This window comes from Athalassotoga saccharophila (assembly GCF_009936215.1).
In the GTDB taxonomy this organism is placed as follows: domain Bacteria; phylum Thermotogota; class Thermotogae; order Mesoaciditogales; family Mesoaciditogaceae; genus Athalassotoga; species Athalassotoga saccharophila.
In genome coordinates this window covers 1151663-1169194 of record NZ_AP019551.1, presented here as the reverse complement: position 1 = coordinate 1169194, position 17532 = coordinate 1151663, and the positions used below count along the sequence as shown (strand labels likewise).

Annotated in this window: 16 protein-coding genes, 4 tRNA genes, 1 pseudogene and 1 CRISPR repeat array; of the genes and pseudogenes, 6 read left to right on the top strand and 15 right to left on the bottom strand. The window is 41.5% G+C overall.

The window, feature by feature from the left end; translation table 11 throughout:
- Positions 1-45 precede the first annotated feature (45 nt).
- Both ATHSA_RS05840 and ATHSA_RS05835 read left to right on the top strand, forming a co-directional pair.
- Positions 46-121, top strand: a tRNA-Asn gene (locus ATHSA_RS05840).
- Between the two features lie 54 nt (positions 122-175).
- Positions 176-1027, top strand: coding sequence for a M55 family metallopeptidase (locus ATHSA_RS05835; protein ID WP_161848193.1), 852 nt, complete (start codon positions 176-178; stop codon positions 1025-1027).
- Between the two features lie 24 nt (positions 1028-1051).
- Here the strand turns inward: ATHSA_RS05835 and ATHSA_RS05830 are convergent, their stop codons facing one another.
- The gene (locus ATHSA_RS05830; RefSeq protein ID WP_161848192.1) at positions 1052-1315 is read right to left on the bottom strand and encodes a stage V sporulation protein S; all 264 of its coding nucleotides are present in this window, start codon (positions 1313-1315) and stop codon (positions 1052-1054) included.
- Between the two features lie 122 nt (positions 1316-1437).
- On the opposite strand from ATHSA_RS05830, the gene ATHSA_RS05825 reads away from it, so the two are divergent.
- From ATHSA_RS05825 to ATHSA_RS05810, 4 genes are all read left to right on the top strand, one after another.
- A tRNA-Pro gene (locus ATHSA_RS05825) sits at positions 1438-1513 on the top strand.
- Positions 1514-1561: 48 nt separating this feature from the next.
- Positions 1562-1648: transfer RNA gene (locus tag ATHSA_RS05820), tRNA-Leu, on the top strand.
- A 46-nt stretch (positions 1649-1694) separates the two neighbouring features.
- Complete coding sequence (locus tag ATHSA_RS05815) at positions 1695-2324, top strand: L-threonylcarbamoyladenylate synthase (protein ID WP_161848191.1); 630 nt, start codon at positions 1695-1697, stop codon at positions 2322-2324.
- 9 nt (positions 2325-2333) lie between these two features.
- Positions 2334-3146, top strand: a complete 813-nt coding sequence (locus ATHSA_RS05810; RefSeq protein WP_161848190.1) for an alpha/beta hydrolase — start codon at positions 2334-2336, stop codon at positions 3144-3146.
- Here ATHSA_RS05810 and ATHSA_RS05805 read toward each other — a convergent pair.
- The 14 genes and pseudogenes from ATHSA_RS05805 to folE2 form a co-directional block, all read right to left on the bottom strand.
- Positions 3118-5871, bottom strand: a complete 2754-nt coding sequence (locus tag ATHSA_RS05805) for a S8 family serine peptidase (RefSeq protein WP_161848189.1) — start codon at positions 5869-5871, stop codon at positions 3118-3120. The genes ATHSA_RS05810 and ATHSA_RS05805 overlap by 29 nt on opposite strands.
- Positions 5868-7389, bottom strand: a pseudogene (locus ATHSA_RS10285) (B12-binding domain-containing radical SAM protein). Before ATHSA_RS10285 ends, ATHSA_RS05805 begins: the two are co-directional and overlap by 4 nt.
- 570 nt (positions 7390-7959) lie before the next feature.
- Positions 7960-8459: direct repeats of the CRISPR family, unit length 30 nt; unit sequence GTTTCTATCCTACCTTTGAGGAATGAAAAC.
- A gap of 578 nt (positions 8460-9037) precedes the next feature.
- Positions 9038-9114 (bottom strand) — tRNA-Cys (locus tag ATHSA_RS05795).
- 38 nt (positions 9115-9152) lie between these two features.
- Positions 9153-9380, bottom strand: coding sequence for a hypothetical protein (locus ATHSA_RS05790; protein WP_161848188.1), 228 nt, complete (start codon positions 9378-9380; stop codon positions 9153-9155).
- A gap of 23 nt (positions 9381-9403) precedes the next feature.
- The gene (locus ATHSA_RS05785) at positions 9404-9775 is read right to left on the bottom strand and encodes a hypothetical protein (protein WP_161848187.1); all 372 of its coding nucleotides are present in this window, start codon (positions 9773-9775) and stop codon (positions 9404-9406) included.
- Position 9776: 1 nt separating this feature from the next.
- The gene (gene feoB, locus ATHSA_RS05780; protein ID WP_161848186.1) at positions 9777-11693 is read right to left on the bottom strand and encodes a ferrous iron transport protein B; all 1917 of its coding nucleotides are present in this window, start codon (positions 11691-11693) and stop codon (positions 9777-9779) included.
- Entirely contained in the window at positions 11690-12151 is a 462-nt protein-coding gene (locus tag ATHSA_RS05775; RefSeq protein WP_161848185.1) for a FeoA family protein, read from the bottom strand. The genes feoB and ATHSA_RS05775 overlap by 4 nt, the downstream gene beginning before the upstream one ends.
- A gap of 53 nt (positions 12152-12204) precedes the next feature.
- Positions 12205-12756, bottom strand: coding sequence for a Maf family protein (locus tag ATHSA_RS05770; RefSeq protein ID WP_161848184.1), 552 nt, complete (start codon positions 12754-12756; stop codon positions 12205-12207).
- 8 nt (positions 12757-12764) lie between these two features.
- Entirely contained in the window at positions 12765-13178 is a 414-nt protein-coding gene (locus ATHSA_RS05765) for a NusG domain II-containing protein (RefSeq protein WP_161848183.1), read from the bottom strand.
- Positions 13162-14175, bottom strand: coding sequence for an FAD:protein FMN transferase (locus ATHSA_RS05760; RefSeq protein ID WP_161848182.1), 1014 nt, complete (start codon positions 14173-14175; stop codon positions 13162-13164). The genes ATHSA_RS05765 and ATHSA_RS05760 overlap by 17 nt, the downstream gene beginning before the upstream one ends.
- On the bottom strand, positions 14176-14697 hold the full coding sequence (locus ATHSA_RS05755; protein WP_161848181.1) for a Gx transporter family protein: 522 nt from the start codon (positions 14695-14697) through the stop codon (positions 14176-14178).
- A complete protein-coding gene (locus ATHSA_RS05750; protein WP_232060054.1) occupies positions 14687-15652 on the bottom strand; it encodes an FAD:protein FMN transferase in 966 nt (321 codons plus the stop codon). The genes ATHSA_RS05755 and ATHSA_RS05750 overlap by 11 nt, the downstream gene beginning before the upstream one ends.
- 44 nt (positions 15653-15696) lie before the next feature.
- A complete protein-coding gene (amrS, locus tag ATHSA_RS05745; protein ID WP_161848179.1) occupies positions 15697-16683 on the bottom strand; it encodes an AmmeMemoRadiSam system radical SAM enzyme in 987 nt (328 codons plus the stop codon).
- Positions 16680-17465 (bottom strand): GTP cyclohydrolase FolE2, encoded by a 786-nt coding sequence (gene folE2 / locus ATHSA_RS05740; protein ID WP_161848178.1) that lies wholly within the window; start codon positions 17463-17465, stop codon positions 16680-16682. The genes amrS and folE2 overlap by 4 nt, the downstream gene beginning before the upstream one ends.
- Positions 17466-17532 lie beyond the last annotated feature (67 nt).

Sequence of the window (17532 nt, the reverse complement as noted above, 5' to 3'; positions counted from 1 at the left end):
CTATTGACAAAACACAAGACATTGTAGTACAATTCTTTTGTACCTTCCACCATAGCTCAACCGGTAGAGCATCCGGCTGTTAACCGGAGGGTTGTAGGTTCGAGTCCTACTGGTGGAGCCACCGAGATTTCAAAAAGTCCTGTTCAAACAGGACTTTTTTGATTGAGGAGGAATTATGAAAATCTACATTTCTACGGATATGGAAGGATTGCCCGGAATAAATTCATGGCATCAAGTAAGCGATAAAGATCCGCGATTTTTAAATAGGTATCTTGAGGAAACGCTTCAATGGGTTGTTGATGGAGTAAAAGCATCGAATCAAAATTCAAATGTAGATCAGATACTTATCTGTGATTCTCATGCACTCGGAGAAAATATATCTTACGATTTTACGGAATACGATGACAGAATTTACCTCGTAAGGGGAGGTCTTCGAGATTATTACATGATGGCCGGCCTTGACAATACATTTTCAACTGTCTTTTTTGTCGGCTATCACGCCGGCGTTGGTGCCATTCATGGAATAATGGATCACACATACTCTTCCGCATCGGTTCACACGATGAAGATAAATGGAATGAGAATGAATGAAACGTTGATAAATGCCGCTTTTGCCGGAGAAATGGGAATACCCGTCTCTTTGGTGATAGGAGATCATGCACTTGTTGAAGAGTTAAGAGATGTCCTCAAAGATACCGTTTTGATCGAGACCAAAAAAGGTTTAAGCAGATTTGCAGCCATAATGAAACCAAAAGCACTTCTTAGAAAAGAGGTTATCGAAGGAGTAAAAACGGCACTCGATAGGACTCATGACAATTCGATAAAAATTTATAAATTCACCCCACCCTACGAACTCGATATAGAGTTCAATTCTACCGAAATGGCGGATCAATCGATGCTTATGCCCGGTTTGAAAAGAATAGATGGAAGACATGTTAAATACACATGTGAATCTTACGAAACACTTCTTCAGACAATGCTTGCTGTTGTCTACACGGCTAAAATAGGCACAGAAATTGGCAAATGAAAAAGCGCCTTCCGGCGCTTTTAGTTATTTTCTTGGTTCTATGACAAATTTTATGGCCGTTCTCATTTCCCCATCTATTTCGATATCAACGAAGGATGGGATGCACACAAGATCCATTCCGCTTGGGGCTACATACCCTCTCGCTATAGCGACTGCCTTTACCGCCTGATTTACCGCCCCTGCGCCGATAGATTGCAATTCGGCCTTGCCGTTTTCTCTAAGTACTCCAGCAAGTGCGCCTGCTACCGCTGTAGGTTTCGATTTCGAAGAAACTTTCAGAGCTTCCATATTTTCTGCCTCCCTTGGCGTTCGTTAGAGAAAAGATCAAGATAATTATACACATTCAAAATCCTAAAGTCAATATACGTTAACATTGATTTTTTTAAGTATTCATGATATAATTTTCGAGACAGGGCGTAGTTCAGATGGTAGAACGCCAGGTTCGGGACTTGGAGGCCGCTGGTTCAAATCCAGTCGCCCTGACCATTAGGTATTGACATATAGGTATTTCTCTGGTATGATATTTAATAGTTTGCCGAGGTGGTGGAACTGGCAGACACGCATGCTTGAGGGGCATGTGGGCACACGCTCGTGCGGGTTCAAGTCCCGCCCTCGGCACCAATAAGAGTCGCGATGAGCGACTCATTTTTGTATGCGGAGGGAAAAAATGGCCAAGATATTATCTTCTAAAGATGCACAAACTTTAAAAATAGCCTCGGATATTTTGAAAGATGGCGGTGTCATCGTTTTTCCGACAGAAACCGTCTACGGAGTCGGAGCACTTTTGGACAATGAAAATTCGATAAAAAGAATATACGAGATAAAGGGAAGGGATTTTAAAAAGCCTTTGCTAATTCACATCTCAAAAATGGCCTACGTTTTCGATCTTTCCAGATACGTCCCAGACAAGGCTTCTGATCTCATGAAGACCTTCTGGCCAGGTCCGATTTCAATAATTCTTGAGGCGTCCTGTGCAGTTCCAAGATCGGCCATTTCTTACGGCTACACTGTTGGATTGAGAATGCCTTCTAACAAATTTTTTAAAGATCTTGGAGATTTGGTAGGTCCAATCGCGGCAACAAGCGCAAATCTTTCAGGCCAGAAAGATCCTTTAACGTGCATGGATGCTTACAATTACCTTAAAGATTCTGTAGATCTCTACGTCGACGATGGTCCTGTTGAAAAAGGCCTTCCATCGACGGTTATAGATATGACCGCAAATCCTCCGAAAATATTGAGAATAGGGGCAATAAGCGTTGAAGAGATAGAAAAAGTAATAGGCAAGGTAAGTTCATAGGAGGACAAAATGGAATCTTACGAGATAACTTTGAATGGCAGAAAAACAGATGCTTTCAGGTGGCCGGCAAAAAGTACACGCGCAATCGTTGTTATAATTCACGGCCTCGGCGAGCATGTCTCAAGGTACGATGTCATATCCAAAGAGTTCAACGATGCAGGGCTTGAGATGATAGGATTCGATCAGAGAGGTCATGGAAGAAATCCAGGTGTAAAAGGACATGTTGACCGCTTCGAAGATTTCCTAAAGGATATAGACGATTTTATAAAGATGCAAAAGACGGAACTCCCAATTTTCATGCTGGGCCACAGCCTTGGAGGCCTTATTGCCGCGAGATACAATGAAGAATTTCACGGACGCCTTAAAGGTACGGTACTTTCAAGCGGTGCGTTTTCTTCTAAAAATGTCTCGGGTATGACAAAGGCTATGGCAAAATTTTTCTCGGTTTTAAGTCCGAGGTTGACCTTTAACAACGGTATAGATCCAAAGACGATCTCGAGAAATGAGGAGGTTGTTTCGGATTACACAAAAGACCCCCTTGTTCACAACAAAATAACGGCAAGGCTCTCGGCCGAATTGTTCAAAAACATAGAAATAGTTTTCGAAAGGGCGTCCGCCTTCACGACACCCGTGCTTATGATCGCCGGATCGAATGACAGGATCGTCCCATTTGAAGGAACTCAAAAGTTATTCTCTCTCATCGCTTCGAAGGACAAGGAATTGAAAATCTTTGATGGCGCATACCATGAGATCTTTTGCGATCCAAAGTATTCGTCGGAATTTCGTAAAAAGATCATCGACTGGATTGTAAAGAGGATCTAAGATTTTGATAATGTGCCTTTACAACGTTTTGGATGAAATCATCAAGGACGGATATTCCATAAACAGATGGCGGTGTGCTGACTTCTGGACTTACCTGTATGTTTAAGTTGTAAGTCTGGTTTGCGTTAACGCTCAAAGTCAATGGTGTCGATTGGGTACCCGAATATCCGTAATATCCATACAGATCGCCCTGATCTATCTGATTATCGCCGTTAAAATCCTGCCATGCGTATACGTAATAATTTCCTACGGGCACTTTCATTGAAAAACTTCCATTCGGAGAGACAACTGCAGTCGCCACAATTCCGGAAGCATTTTGTGCCCACACGATCATCGGTTCCCATCCTCCATTGTACGTTACGGCGTTATAGGCGTTGACAAGACCGTATCCGAAGGTTGATTGAGGACCTATGTATGTGGCCGTATTCTCGAGTATCTTTGTTATATTGGCAACGCCGGTTATGTTGTGTGCTATCATAAGTGCCGCTATGGCCGATACTTGCGGCGCGGCAAAGGAAGTTCCCTGATTGTATCCGTATCCGTTCGTGTTCGTAGATGTTGAATAGGTCGTGCTAAAAACTCCATTGGGATCATTTTGAGAATTCATCTGTCCTCCGGGCGCACATATTACCGTTGAACTGTAATTCGAATAGTATGCAAGTGTGTATGAAGATCCCGAAGGCGCGACAGATGCGACCGGAATGACTGTGGGAAATGCGGCGGGATAATCCAAAGTGTTACTCGAATTATTTCCGGCAGCGGCAACGACCACAACGTTGTTGTTGTATGCGTACTGACACGCGAGTTCTTCAGTTTGCGTGTAATTGGGCCCGCCAAGGCTTAAATTTATAACCTTTGCACCGTGTTCGACCGAGTAAATTATTCCCTCGCTTACGTTATAAACCGATCCAGATCCGTCCGGACCGAGAACGACTATTGGCATTATCTTTGTCGAATTGGGACCTCCCCAGTTTATTCCGGCAATTCCAACGCCGTTATTTGTATCCGCGTCTATTATGCCGGCAACAAATGTGCCGTGGCCAAAATCGTCCATCGTGTTCGTCGTGTTGTTGACAAAGTTGTAGCCGGGCACGAGTATGTTTTGAAGATCCGGGTGCGTAGACGAAACGCCGGTATCCACTACGGCAACTATCACCGTGTTTGCGCCCGTTGATACATTCCATGCCTGCGGCGCCTCTATATTTTGCAAATACCATTGTTTGCCAAAATCAGGATCGTTAGGAATCGATAAAGCATGAACTATGTAATTTGGCTCGGCGTAGGCGACATTTGGAAGGGATTTGAAATAATCGATAGCCCTTTCGACGGACGTCGAGACGGTTATCAAAGAGGCGTTAACTTCATAATTTGGAGTCTGAAGTGTGCTTACAATGTTGTATTTGAATGGAGATGGATACAAAGAGAGTGTATTTGGTCTTATGCCGCTTTTGAATCCAACGATTATCTGTCCCGGAACGTAATCGGGGCCTGTGTATTTTTGTATTTGCCATTTATTTTGATAAACCGGTGCAGATGAAACAAAAGCACTCTGACCCGTATAAACGCTTACCCTTCCATTCACGATCCCGTACGCGGCCGGCTCGGGGGCTGATTGCGTTGTGACAGTTATTTGGTTTGAATATCCCGATTCTCCAAAGGGATTGTATGCCGTAACAGCGTAATAATAGGTCGTCGAAGGAGATAAATTCGTGTCTGTGTAGTAGGTATTAGGTGTAGACGAAATCTTTGAGAAATTAACGCCATTTGTAGATCTGTAAATGTTGTATCCGGACGCGAGAGGTGATGGAGACCATGCGAGACTTACCGAATTAGACGTTACGTTCGTGTAATAGAGGCCGGTCGGATTGGAGGGAGAAGTATTCTGCGTTGTGAAAGACCATAAAGGCCCCTTTGTCGAGGCATAACCGTTGGTTGCGATCACGTACCAATAATAGGTCGTCGAATAGTTGAGGTTTGAGACCTCGTAAGTTGAGGTCGAAAGGCCCGAAGCGATAAGTGGAGGATTTTGAGAAGTGCCAAAATAGAGCGAATATGTGATAGGAAAATTGTTTGAATCGTAGGCCGACCATCTGAGATTTAAAGATATCGGAAGGCCGACGCTTCCACTTTCCGGATACACACTCGAAGCGATCGAAGGTGGAACTATTTGGACGTAAATGGCCGTTGCTTCGATCGGAAGACTCACGTACTGAGAAAGGGGATTACCGGTTGTTGTCTGACCATTTACGATCCAGTAATCAAATACAAATCCTGATTCCGAAGGAGCGGTTAACTGAACGAATGTATAAGCGGGGTAGAAGCCGTTAGCGTAGTATGGAGACGAAGCGATCGTAATTCCAATGTTCGAAGACGCTTTTACAGCGTAATACGCGATCATATTCGCAGTTAAGGATAAATTACCTTCCAAATTGACGATTCTCGGATTTTGTGTTGAGCCATCTGACCAGTTTGAGAATAAATATTCCACATTAGGAGATCCTCCGTAACTGCCAAATGTCGAATAAGTTGGAAAAACCTCAATTGTGTGCTGGCCAAATGTGAGATTTGAAGAGAACGGGGTTATGTAATCCTGCCCGTCGATTGATATATTCACATTTTCCGGATTTGACTGAATGCTTAAGGTGAAATTTCGCAAATAAAAGCAGGAAGACAGGATTAAAGTCAAAAGAATAACTGGTATTAAAAGTGAAAAAATCTTTTTCATGTTGCAGGGATTCTCTTCCTTATTTTAGGTGGTTTGGCTATCTTTTCGGCGACCTTCCTAAAATGATAGCCATATATGGCGAATGAAACGGCCTTTGAAAAGGTCTTGGGTTTTTTGAAGAGGCTCCAAGTAAGTAATTTCCAGTATTCTTTCCTTTCCTTTCCAAAGATTCCAAGAACAAAGATAGATCTTAAAAAGGCTCCTATTTCCGGCAAACTTATTCTTGATTTTATGAATTTTGGAACTTTGTAGACAGATAGAAACTCTTTTAACCTCTTGTAATAGTTCTTCGGATTGTAAAGAGATGCAACAAGAGATTTATAACCGTTCACAAGCAAATTTGAGTCCATCTTAGGTACTATGTTGGTCATGACATCAACGTTATCGCCGGTCATCTCCCCGCGCAGTCTATTTTCATTTCTCAATCTTTCGTACAATTGACTTCCGCGCGGGGCATTCAAAAGGCCAACCATGGCAGTTACTATGCCATTTCCCTGAATGAAATCAAATTGCCTTTTGAAGATAGTCGGCATATCGCTGTCAAACCCTACTATGAATCCGCCTTGAACTTCGAATCCGAATGATTGAATCTTACGTATCGATTTTTCAAGATCGTGTTTTATATTTTGATATTTGTTTGCTTCTTTTAAACTTTCCGGATCCGGCGTTTCTATCCCTACGAATACCCTGTCAAATCCGGCATCGGACATAAGTGTCATGAGTTCGTCATCATCTGCGAAGTCTATCGAAACCTCCGTGTAGAATGTGAAAGGATACTTGTGTGATTTTTGCCATTCTATTATAGCGGGAAGGACATCTCGCTTCAATTTGTTTTTGTTGCCTATGAAATTGTCATCCACGAAGAAAATCGATTTTCTCCATCCACTATCGTAAAGTGATTGCAACTCATTGACTATCTGTTTTGCATTTTTCTGCCTTGGCACTCTTCCGCTTAGCGCGCCTATATCGCAAAATTCGCAATTGTAAGGGCATCCTCTCGAATATTGTATGCATCATGGATGCATACCATTTTAAATTCAAAAGTTCCCACCGTGGTGGGAGCGTCTTTTCTATATCACAAAAAGTCGTTTTCACGTAATATCTTTTTACATTTCTTTTTTCCATGTCCTTGACAAGATTGTCCATAATCTCTTCGGCTTCACCAAGCACGAAATAATCGACTGTATCGTGAAAAGTATCGGGCTCCATCGTAAAAAGCGGCCCTCCGGCAATAACAGGGACACCGAAATCGTTGCACTTTTTGATAACCTCTATTGAAGATTCTCTCTGGACTGTCATCGCACTTATGAAGACGTAATCGGAGTTTTTTATATCTTCATCTTTCAATTTCTCACAGTTCATATCTACCAGTTTGACATCCCATTCTTTGGGAAGATAAGATCCGACTGTTATAAGTCCCAGCGGCGGAAGTGCTGCTTTCTTGGAGATGAATTTAAGCGCGTAATTGAAACTCCAAAATGTCGTTGGGTACTGAGGGTAAACCATTAAAACTTTCAAACATCTCACCTCTTAGAGTACCTATTTTAGGTATTATATCACAAAAACAATAAGAGAAATGTAAAGATTTACATATTGTGATTGGTAAGAATATTTAGTCGTTCATTATCAATTCTCAATTTTTTCTACGTGCCACCCGCTACCCGCCAATTATTTTGATCTGGTATGTTACAGCATAGGTGAATAACCTCTCATATTTTACCATTGGATTGCGAATATATATTCTTTTGTTCTAAATTCAGCCTCTTTTCCCCACCTCTTTTGTTACACACCCGACCCTTAACATTCAATCACATAAGAACTCATATTAATTATCTCCAATAATTAAATATATTTACATATATCCACAGATCATTTCCATCGCCTCCTTTTCTCTTAACATCATTCATACTTCATTTACCATCGTCGTCGACCTACGATACTCGAAAAACCCCCGGAGATCGACGACGATCGGATTTCTTACATAAATAATTATCACTAAAGCTTTTATCTCACTTTTATGTATACAAGTTCACATACTTTTTCCCAAAATTGACTTTTAGAAATCCTTATGTTATACTATGTCAACGAGTTTCTATCCTACCTTTGAGGAATGAAAACTTGCATATGTAGAACGTGAAGAGGTGTCAAATTATCTTGTTTCTATCCTACCTTTGAGGAATGAAAACTTTTATATTATCACCTCTTTCAGTACTTACAATATTGTTTCTATCCTACCTTTGAGGAATGAAAACAGCATACTCACTCCGCTTAACGTTGTCAAGGGTAAACGTTTCTATCCTACCTTTGAGGAATGAAAACTATAATATCCGGGTATTTCAATTTTAATTACGTTTTTGTTTCTATCCTACCTTTGAGGAATGAAAACATAATAAAATGAAACCTCTCGTTGAAAATCTACAGTTTCTATCCTACCTTTGAGGAATGAAAACTGAATTTGAATGCCTTGTGTTAAAAATCTGTTAAACTTCGTTTCTATCCTACCTTTGAGGAATGAAAACCTATACATAGTATCTCCTCCTTTTAAGGTAAAGTTTCTCGTTTCTATCCTACCTTTGAGGAATGAAAACAACAACAGTCATCTTTGATATTTTGCCTTCATCCAGAGTTTCTATCCTACCTTACTGCCTTCGCAGCCTGCAAAAGACAGCAGAAGAGGAATGAGTTGGCGCATGGCCTATGGCCAATGGCTCTAGTGAGCAGTGAGTGGAACTAATTGATAATTGCAAATTGAAAATTGTCCATTTTCAATTCTCAATTTTATTCTACGTGCCACAAGCTACGTGCTACGTGCTTAATTCGGTGCATGGCTTATGGCCAATGGCTCCAGTGAGAAGTGAATGGGACTAATTGATAATTGCAAATTAAAAATTGAAAATTGTCCATTTTCAATTCTCCATTTTTTACTACATGCCACGAGCCACCCGCTACGTGCTTAATTCGGCGCATGGCCTATGGCCAATGGCACCGGTGAGCAGTGAATGGAACTAATTGATAATTGCAAATTAAAAATTGAAAATTGTTCATTTTCAATTCTCCATTTTTTACTACATGCCACGAGCCACGTGCTCAAGTTGCATTCTATAAATAAAAAAAGTCCCCAACAGGAGACTTTTTTATTTGTAAAAGTTCAAATTGATCTAATCGCTGGAGGCGACGATGGGATTTGAACCCATGAATAAGGATTTTGCAGACCCTCGCCTTTGACCCCTTGGCTACGTCGCCGAAACACATTTTATATTATCATTTAAAATGCAAAAAGGTCAAGCCCTTACGTCTATTTTCCCTCCGTTGAATATATCTCCAAAATTCGTTACCATATTCGTGGTTTTGACATTGCCACGCTCGTCATATGTCGACATCCTCATCAACTTGTTAAGATCCTGAGGTCTCACACCGCTTTGAGGCGCATGCGTGACAGAAACAACTGGATTTACTCTCGACATAACTATATAATCTACAGGTGGAAGATTTGCGGCATCTATTCTCATTTTACCACCCCATTTCTACACTTTTATTTTATTATACCATCTTTTTTCTTGAATTGATCTCTGAATTTGAAGAAAGATACGACGTTAAAGAAAAGCACGATTACAGTTATTAAAAAGGTTATAACAGGAGTGAATTCGAATTTACCGTCATTTATAAGGGTATCAAAGGCATTTGCAAGAACGCTTATCATGTAATACACGTTGAAGATCATGCCTATTATGTTTCCACTTAAAAGATGGGCGAGGGCAGTCTTTGACGAATTTTCCGTAAGGCCAAATATGAAGATAAAAGTTACTGTTATGGAAACGAAGGCATTCATGTAATCGTGGTAAATTATCATAAGGACGCCTAACGTTATAAATCCAGCCATCCCTGCGATCATGTATTTTCTCATTTCATATCACCAGATACGCTATCTTTTCAAATAAAAATGTGACTGCATATGCAAGCGATAAACTCCAGACTACAGAAAATATCGGCCATTTGTAACTTCCAGTCTCCATCTTCATCGTTGCCTGAGTCGCGACGCATGGTATGTAAAGCAAAGCAAAAAGCATCAAAGCGTAGGCGCTAACCGGGTTGAGTATAGTTCCAAGGAATTGTTCAAGATTTCCATTTGCAAAGGTGCCAAGCGTCGTGACAGTTACCTCTTTTGCAATTCCTCCAAAAATCAACGCAAGCGTTACGTGCCAGTCAAATCCCAATGGCTTGAAGATCGGGGCGATGGCCTTTCCCATTTGGGCGGCAAGAGAGTCCTGAATTGGAGCGTTGAAAGGCAAATTAGAAAGAAGCCATACAACCACAGTTGCGCCGAGTATTATTCCACCGGCTTTTTTCAAAAAATGTTTTCCTCTTGACCATGTGTAGATTGCAAGGCCTTTTGCCGTTGGAGTTTTGTACCTTGGCATTTCTATTATCAAAGGAGTGGTCTCCTTATTCTTCATTATGAAATTGAAGATTATAGCCATGGATAAAGCGACGGCAATGCTTATCATGTAAATGGAAAAGATCGCAAAACCTCCAAAAGCCCCAAAGAATGCGGCCGAAATGACGGCATAGATTGGCAATCTCGCGCTGCACGTTGTGAATGGGTTTATAAGAATCGATATGAGTCTCTCTTTTTCTCCCTCAAGAGTTCTTGTCGTCATTATCGCCGAGGCGTTGCACCCGAATCCCAAAAGCAAAGGTATGAATGCCCTTCCACTTAATTTGAACCTGTGCATCAACCTGTCTATCAAAAAGGCCGCTCTCGACATGTAACCGGAGTCCTCGAGTATTCCCATAGAAAAAAAGAGGAAGAAGATGAGCGGAACAAATGTAAGAACAGAACCGACGCCAGAGATGAGTCCATCTCCAATAAGAGATCCGGCCCATCCGGGTATTGAATGGGCGTAATTTCCAAGATCGCTGAATCCAGTGCTCAAAAGATCGCTAAAGGGTGTCGAAATGGAGAATGTAAATTCGAAGATCATCCACATTATCGATATAAAGATCGGAATACCCAAAATTTTATGCGTGAATACGTGATCAAGCGCGTCAGTTATCGTCCATATTTCCTTTGGACGTTGCTCAATCTGTTTTACAACCGAGTCTATGAAATCATACCTCGCCTTTGCGATCTTTAAAGACACATCTTTTTCTTGAGGGACGACAAGACGGTTTTGAACCAGTCCCTTTGCGAAGTTATCTCCTTCGATCACAGATATCGCAAGCCATCTCGAAGGATATTTCTTCAAATTTTCATCATTTTGAATTTCACGGCTAACAGAAGAAAAAATGTCTTCAAGTTCTTTTGGGTATATTTCGTATCTTATCTGACGTGAACTATCGGCCAATGCCGATCTCATTATACTGTCTATGTCGACGCTCTTTGTCGCAATGGTTTCTATAACCGGTATACCAAGTCTCTTTGAAAGTTCCCGTGTATCTATCTTTATGTCGAGATTTTTTACCTCGTCCATTTGATTCAAAATAAGAATGGTCTTAACGCCTGTCTCTATAACCTGAATCGTAAGGTAAAGATTCCTTTTCAGATTCGTCCCATCGACAACGTTGAAGACAAGATCCGGCCTTTCGTTTATCAAAAAATCACGCGCAATCCTCTCGTCTATACTTCTCGCGTTAAGAGTGTATATGCCGGGCAAATCAACAACCTTGACGTTGTAATCCTTCCATTTAAAAAAACCCGTCTTCTTTTCAACTGTAACGCCGGGCCAGTTTGCGACGTACTGGTGAGATCCGGTCAAAGCGTTGAAAAATGATGTCTTGCCGACATTTGGATTTCCTATGAGCGCTATAGTTATCTCTTTCATTTTTTCTTCTCTACAAAGATTTTGTTTGCCATACCGTAGCCTATGAAGATATTTTCACCACCGACGGAGATATTTATCTTGCAGCCTTCCTCATGAGGCAAAACCGTTATTTCCTGTCCAATTTTAATCCCGAGAGAGTTTATTTTTTGGGCAAAGACCCTTCCACCTTCAAAGTAAAGTACGATGTACCTTCCTTCACTTACGATAGATAAAGGAGCGGGATACACAGGCTCAACCTTTATCAATTTGCTGTCGTCCTCTCTTAGAGAGATTTCTGTTGAATCTACAAGGTATATCGTTGGATCTCCAAATGGAGCCTTTCTCAAAACCTTTATCTCACGTCCCGGAAGCCACCCAAGACCCATAAGCCTTGATCTGAAAGAATCTGGCAAATCGGATTCTACAATTATACATCGTGTATTTTCTGGACATTTGTTGAGAGATATTATAGAGATCATCCCCTTATTGAGATCAATTCTCAATAAGATTTTATCATAAAAGAATCATAATATCAAATCCATTTTCTACCTTTCAACTCCCACCATATTCGAGAGATGGGAAGTCCCACAACGTTGAAGAAATCTCCCTCTATTCTTTCAACAAGGACCATTCCCATATTTTCCTGGACTCCATACCCCCCGGCTTTGTCCATAGGATCTCCGGACTTTACGTAATTGACGATCGTCTCTCTATCGAGATCGTGAAACTTTACTCTTGTAGTTTCTACAAAACTTATACATTCACTACCATACCTTATGCAGACGCCGGTATGAACTTTGTGCCATCTTCCAGACAGCATCGAGATCATCCTGAAAGCATCTTCCTCGTCTAAAGGCTTTCCGAGGATAGTTTCATCTATTTCTACGGTTGTATCTGCCGCTATGATTATGTTATCTCGCTTTACAGAATTCGCCTTCATTGTAGAAAGCCTTTTGACCATCTCGATCGCACTCTCGCCCTCTATTACCTGTTCATCAACATCGGGCTTGACTATCTCGACTTCTTTGAAGATCTTCTTTATGAGTTCTTTTCTTCTTGGAGAAGAGGAGGCAAGTGTTATCATCTTATCACCTAATTTTGATATGTCATCGCATCGTACAAAGTTTTTTCCTTTGAACCTTCGGTGTATATGACTATCTTATTTGGGACGCTTATTATGGTCTCACCTTCCTTCGAAATCCATCCCGTCGCGACGCTAACTTGAGTTGTCTCAGTTTGTGGAAAGATCCAGTTCGTCGAATAAGTCGCCCTTATTGCGCCGGGTTTAGTTTCAACGGTCATAAGATAAGTATCCCCGCGATAAATTTTGTAATAAGCATTCTTGTCAAGCGGGATAACTTTGTATACCTTCCCATCGAGCAGGATAACCGCCTTTGCCGCCGGCGGAGAGAATTGTTTAACTCCTATCCATATTCCCAGACCGACGACTAAAAGTGTTATCAAAAGAAGATCCCATTTTGAGAAGAATTTATTTTTTGTATTCATATTCGTCCCAGTTTGCACTCTTTATAACCTGCCCATTTTCATCTATCGCATAATACGCAACGCCTATCTTTTGTGCCATTTCTTTCATCGCCTCTTGGCCTGCCACCATTGAGAAAACGCCAAAGCCATCTGAATATATCGATCTTGTCGATACCGTTGTGACAGATTCAAGATAATCGTTGGAATATCCGGTTTTGGGATCGAATATGTGGTAATATCTCTTACCATTCACTATTATGTACCTTTCGTAATCTCCAGAGGTGCCAACGTATCCGCTGTAAAGTTTAACGTACGATATGGCTTGATTGGGATTGCCTCTCGGATCTTGAATTCCAACTATCCAAGGTTCATTTCCGTTCTTTGGGCCAATTATGCCTATCGTTCCACCTATATCAACAAATCCCGTGGAATTCGGATCATTTTGCTTTGCCATTTCAACGAACAATTGAGCGATGTACCCTTCCATCATGCCATTGAGATCGAGCCAGACTCCGTTCAAAAGCCTTACCTCATCTCCTTTTATCTCGACATTTTGATAACCCACGTGCTTTAGAGCATCTTTTATCTCCTGAGAAGAGGGTAAATGCCAGTTCTTTGTGTTGTCAGTGTTGAATCCCCAAAGCGGCACAAGTCTGCCGATTGTCGGATCGAACCTCCCATTCGTGAGTTTTGCAAAGTCAATCGAATCCCTTATGACCGTCAAAAGTGCCGGAGATACCTTTGTCCATTTTCCATCTGAATGATTTAGATTGTAAAGTTCGGATCCCGCAAGCCATGGATCGAAGATCTCCTCGTAATCATTGAATTTTTTGAACATTTCGTCAACTACCTGTTTTGCATTACCCTTAGATGTTGCATATGTTATTTCAACATTCGTGCCCAGTTCGATCCCGTAGCGGGTGTAATATTTGGGGGCGGGTTTTATGAAAAGGATGGCACTTATAACCCCTCCAACCACGACAATCGTGAAGATCGTTATTATGACTCCTCTTTTCACCTATATCTTCCTTTCGTTTTTCACTCTTTTGACAAGGACACCCGCTATCACCGCATTGGCTATGCCGGAAAGAATACCTATTATTTCCATGTAAGGCAAATAAGACATTATTGCCCAACTGTTGACTATTTGAACTCCTATCAAAACCTGAACAAAATTGTTCGTTAGAGCGCCAAGAACGCTATGAAAAACTAAACCTGTGCGATTTTTCATGGCAAAAAATGAAAGATACATTACAAAGGTTGAGCCAATCGATCCCAAAAATCCCATCAAAAATGTTGGCGCAAGGAAGGTTCCTCCGAGCAAACTTCCTATGAGCGATTTACCTATGGTTAAAACCACAAGCCAAGAAATTGGAGTATCAGAGAGAGCATAAACTATGACCATATTCGAAAAGCCCCATCTCGCGCCCGGAATCGGCACTGGAAATGGCGCGTAATTTTCGAGAACGTATATGGCCGAGCCAACGGCTATGAGCATTCCGTAAGTTGTTATCTTTTTTGCGCTTAATTCACTGGGCATATTCGTTCCACAATTCATTCGATTGCATTTGACCGTTATTTATCGCAAGATACGCCACTCCCATTTCGGCTGCCCATTGATTCAAATAATTCGGACCAGAAACCATGGCGGCCGTACCAAAAGCATCTGAAAGCATCCCGCTGTCAGAAATTGACGTGACTGACTGGAAATAATTTTGAGAGTATCCAGTCTTTGGATTTAGGATGTGGTAATATCTCCTTCCTCCCACGGTTATGTATCTTTCATAATCACCAGAAGTCGCTATGTAACCACTGTAAAGATCAACATAGGTTATAGCATCGTTTGGACCTCCGTCGGGATTCCTTACTCCTATCTTCCACGGCTGGTTCCCATACTTTGGACCTATTATTCCTATGTCCCCTCCTATGTCAACGTAGCCTGTAGATGAAGGATCATTTTCCTTTGCAAATTTGACCAAAAGTTCAACTGCATATCCTTTAGCGATTCCACCAAGATCTATCCACGCGCCATTTAAAATTCTTACTTTGTCTCCGTCGAACTGCACATTTTGATACCCCACATGCGATAATGCATTCGCTATCTCGGAAGCAGATGGCAGATGCCACTTTTTCGAATCAGTCGAATTAAATCCCCACAAATCTGTAAGTCTCCCTATTGTTGGATCAAAACTTCCATTCGTTTCTTGGGCAATCGCGATTGAGTATTTTAGAACATCCATTAACTGTGGACTTACCTTGACCCACTTCCCGTCCGAATGGTTGAGATTGTAAAGTTCGGATCCAACGAGCCATGGATTGAAAGTGTCGTTGACTTTATCGAGGATTGCAAACATTTGATCGACTACCTCTTTTGCATTTCCCTTCGAAGTCGCATAAGAGATCTTCACATTGGTTCCAAGCGCCGTTCCATATTGGACGTAATACTGAGGAGGCTTTCTTGTCAGTGCGACAAAGATCACGACCAAAACGATCAAGATGAGAGTAACAGATATTAAAATGCTACGGACCGATAAAAAATTCACTTTCTTATCGCTATGTGATGGCCACAATTTGTGCAGTTCCCCTCCTTGTCAAGACCTACTATTTCGACATTGTATCCATTGCGTTTTATCACAAGATTACCGCATTTCGGGCACACGGTGTCTTCATGCATTCCGGGAATATTTCCAATGTAGACGTAATCGAGATACTCTTTGGCAACATGCCAAAGATTTTCGAGTTTATCGGGATCTGTGGGAGGTCTATCGTACTTGTAATTCGGAAAGTATCTTGAAAGATGAAGAGGGATAGATTTGTCTATCGTGCTTATCCATTTCGCTATGCCCTCTATCTCTTCTTCAGAATCGTTGTCTTCGGGAACGACAAGCGTTGTCAGTTCTATATGAATGCCGGCCTTGTAAGCCATCTCAACATTTTTCATCACGATGTCTCTATTTCCACCGAGGACCTTTTTGTAATAATCTTCTTTGAAGGATTTAACGTCTATGTTCATGGCAGAAAAGTACTGGATCAAAAGTTTAAAGGGTTTTTCCTCTATAAAACCGTTAGTTACAAGCACGTTGTGAAGGCCTTCTTTCATCGCAACGCGGGCACAATCTAAGACATACTCAAACCAGACTACCGGCTCGGAATATGTGTAGGCTATTCCAAAAGATTTATGATCCTTTGCAAGCGTTGCTATTTGATCCGGAGGAAATTCTCTCACCCGCGGAATGGCATGGGATATCTCCCAGTTCTGGCAATAAGGGCATGACATATTGCATCCCCAACTTCCGACGGATAGGATTCCTTCGCCCGGAAAGAAATGAAAAAGAGGCTTTTTTTCGACCGGATCCATGGAGATACCGGATACCTGACCATAGTTGAGAGAGTACAATATCCCGTCTATGTTTTTGCGCGCGTTGCATATCCCGCTTTGTCCAACCTTTAACACGCAATGGTGCGGACAAAGATCGCATCTTACCCTATCATCCTTTAAAACCTCAAAAAAAAGAGCCTCTCTCATTTTGCAAGCTCCTTCCATTGATCGTGGCACGCGTAAGCATTGTGAGGATGAATTGATTCATAACTTGTAACTCTTATGTTGTACCATGTTATTCTTTCATCCCTTTCGAGTTTTAAAGAGATGTCTCTCACTATATCTTCGACGAATTTGGGATTATCGTATGCACTTTCAGTTACGTATTTTTCGTCTTCTCGCTTTAAGAGTGTAAAGAGCGGGGCCGAGGCCGAACTTTCGGCCACATCTATGAGATCTTCTATCCACACTATTTTGTTCATCCTTACAGATATATCTGCCTTCGCCCTTTGATTGTGTGCCCCTCTCTCGCTTATCTCTTTCGAGCATGGACACAAAGTGTGAACCGGTACGATGACCTCGAGGATGAAATCGAAATTTTTGTCCTTTTTTGAGATGAACTTTGCCTTGTAAGGCGTGTAACTCGATATCTTTGAAATTGGTGCCTGACGCATCACGAAATAATCGAATTCAACCTCAAGGTGGGAAACTTCGGCGTTGAGTTTTGATTTCATATCATCGAGGATTCTTTCCATATTTTGAATCGTCATCTTTCCCATGTGAGCGTTTAAGACCTCTACAAATCTACTCATGTGGGTACCCCTGAAGTCCTTGGGCAGATCGACGTACATGTTTATCTTTCCAACGGTATTCTGATAATCATTTGTCTTATCCAAAACGACAATTGGATAGATTATATCACTCACGCCAACTTTATCTATGTAAACATTTCTTACGTCCCTCTCACTTTGTACATCCGGAAGTTCCATCGAAATGCTCCTTTCGTAAGAACAGACTAATTATACCATTTTTGTGAAATCTCTCGAAATACGTGAA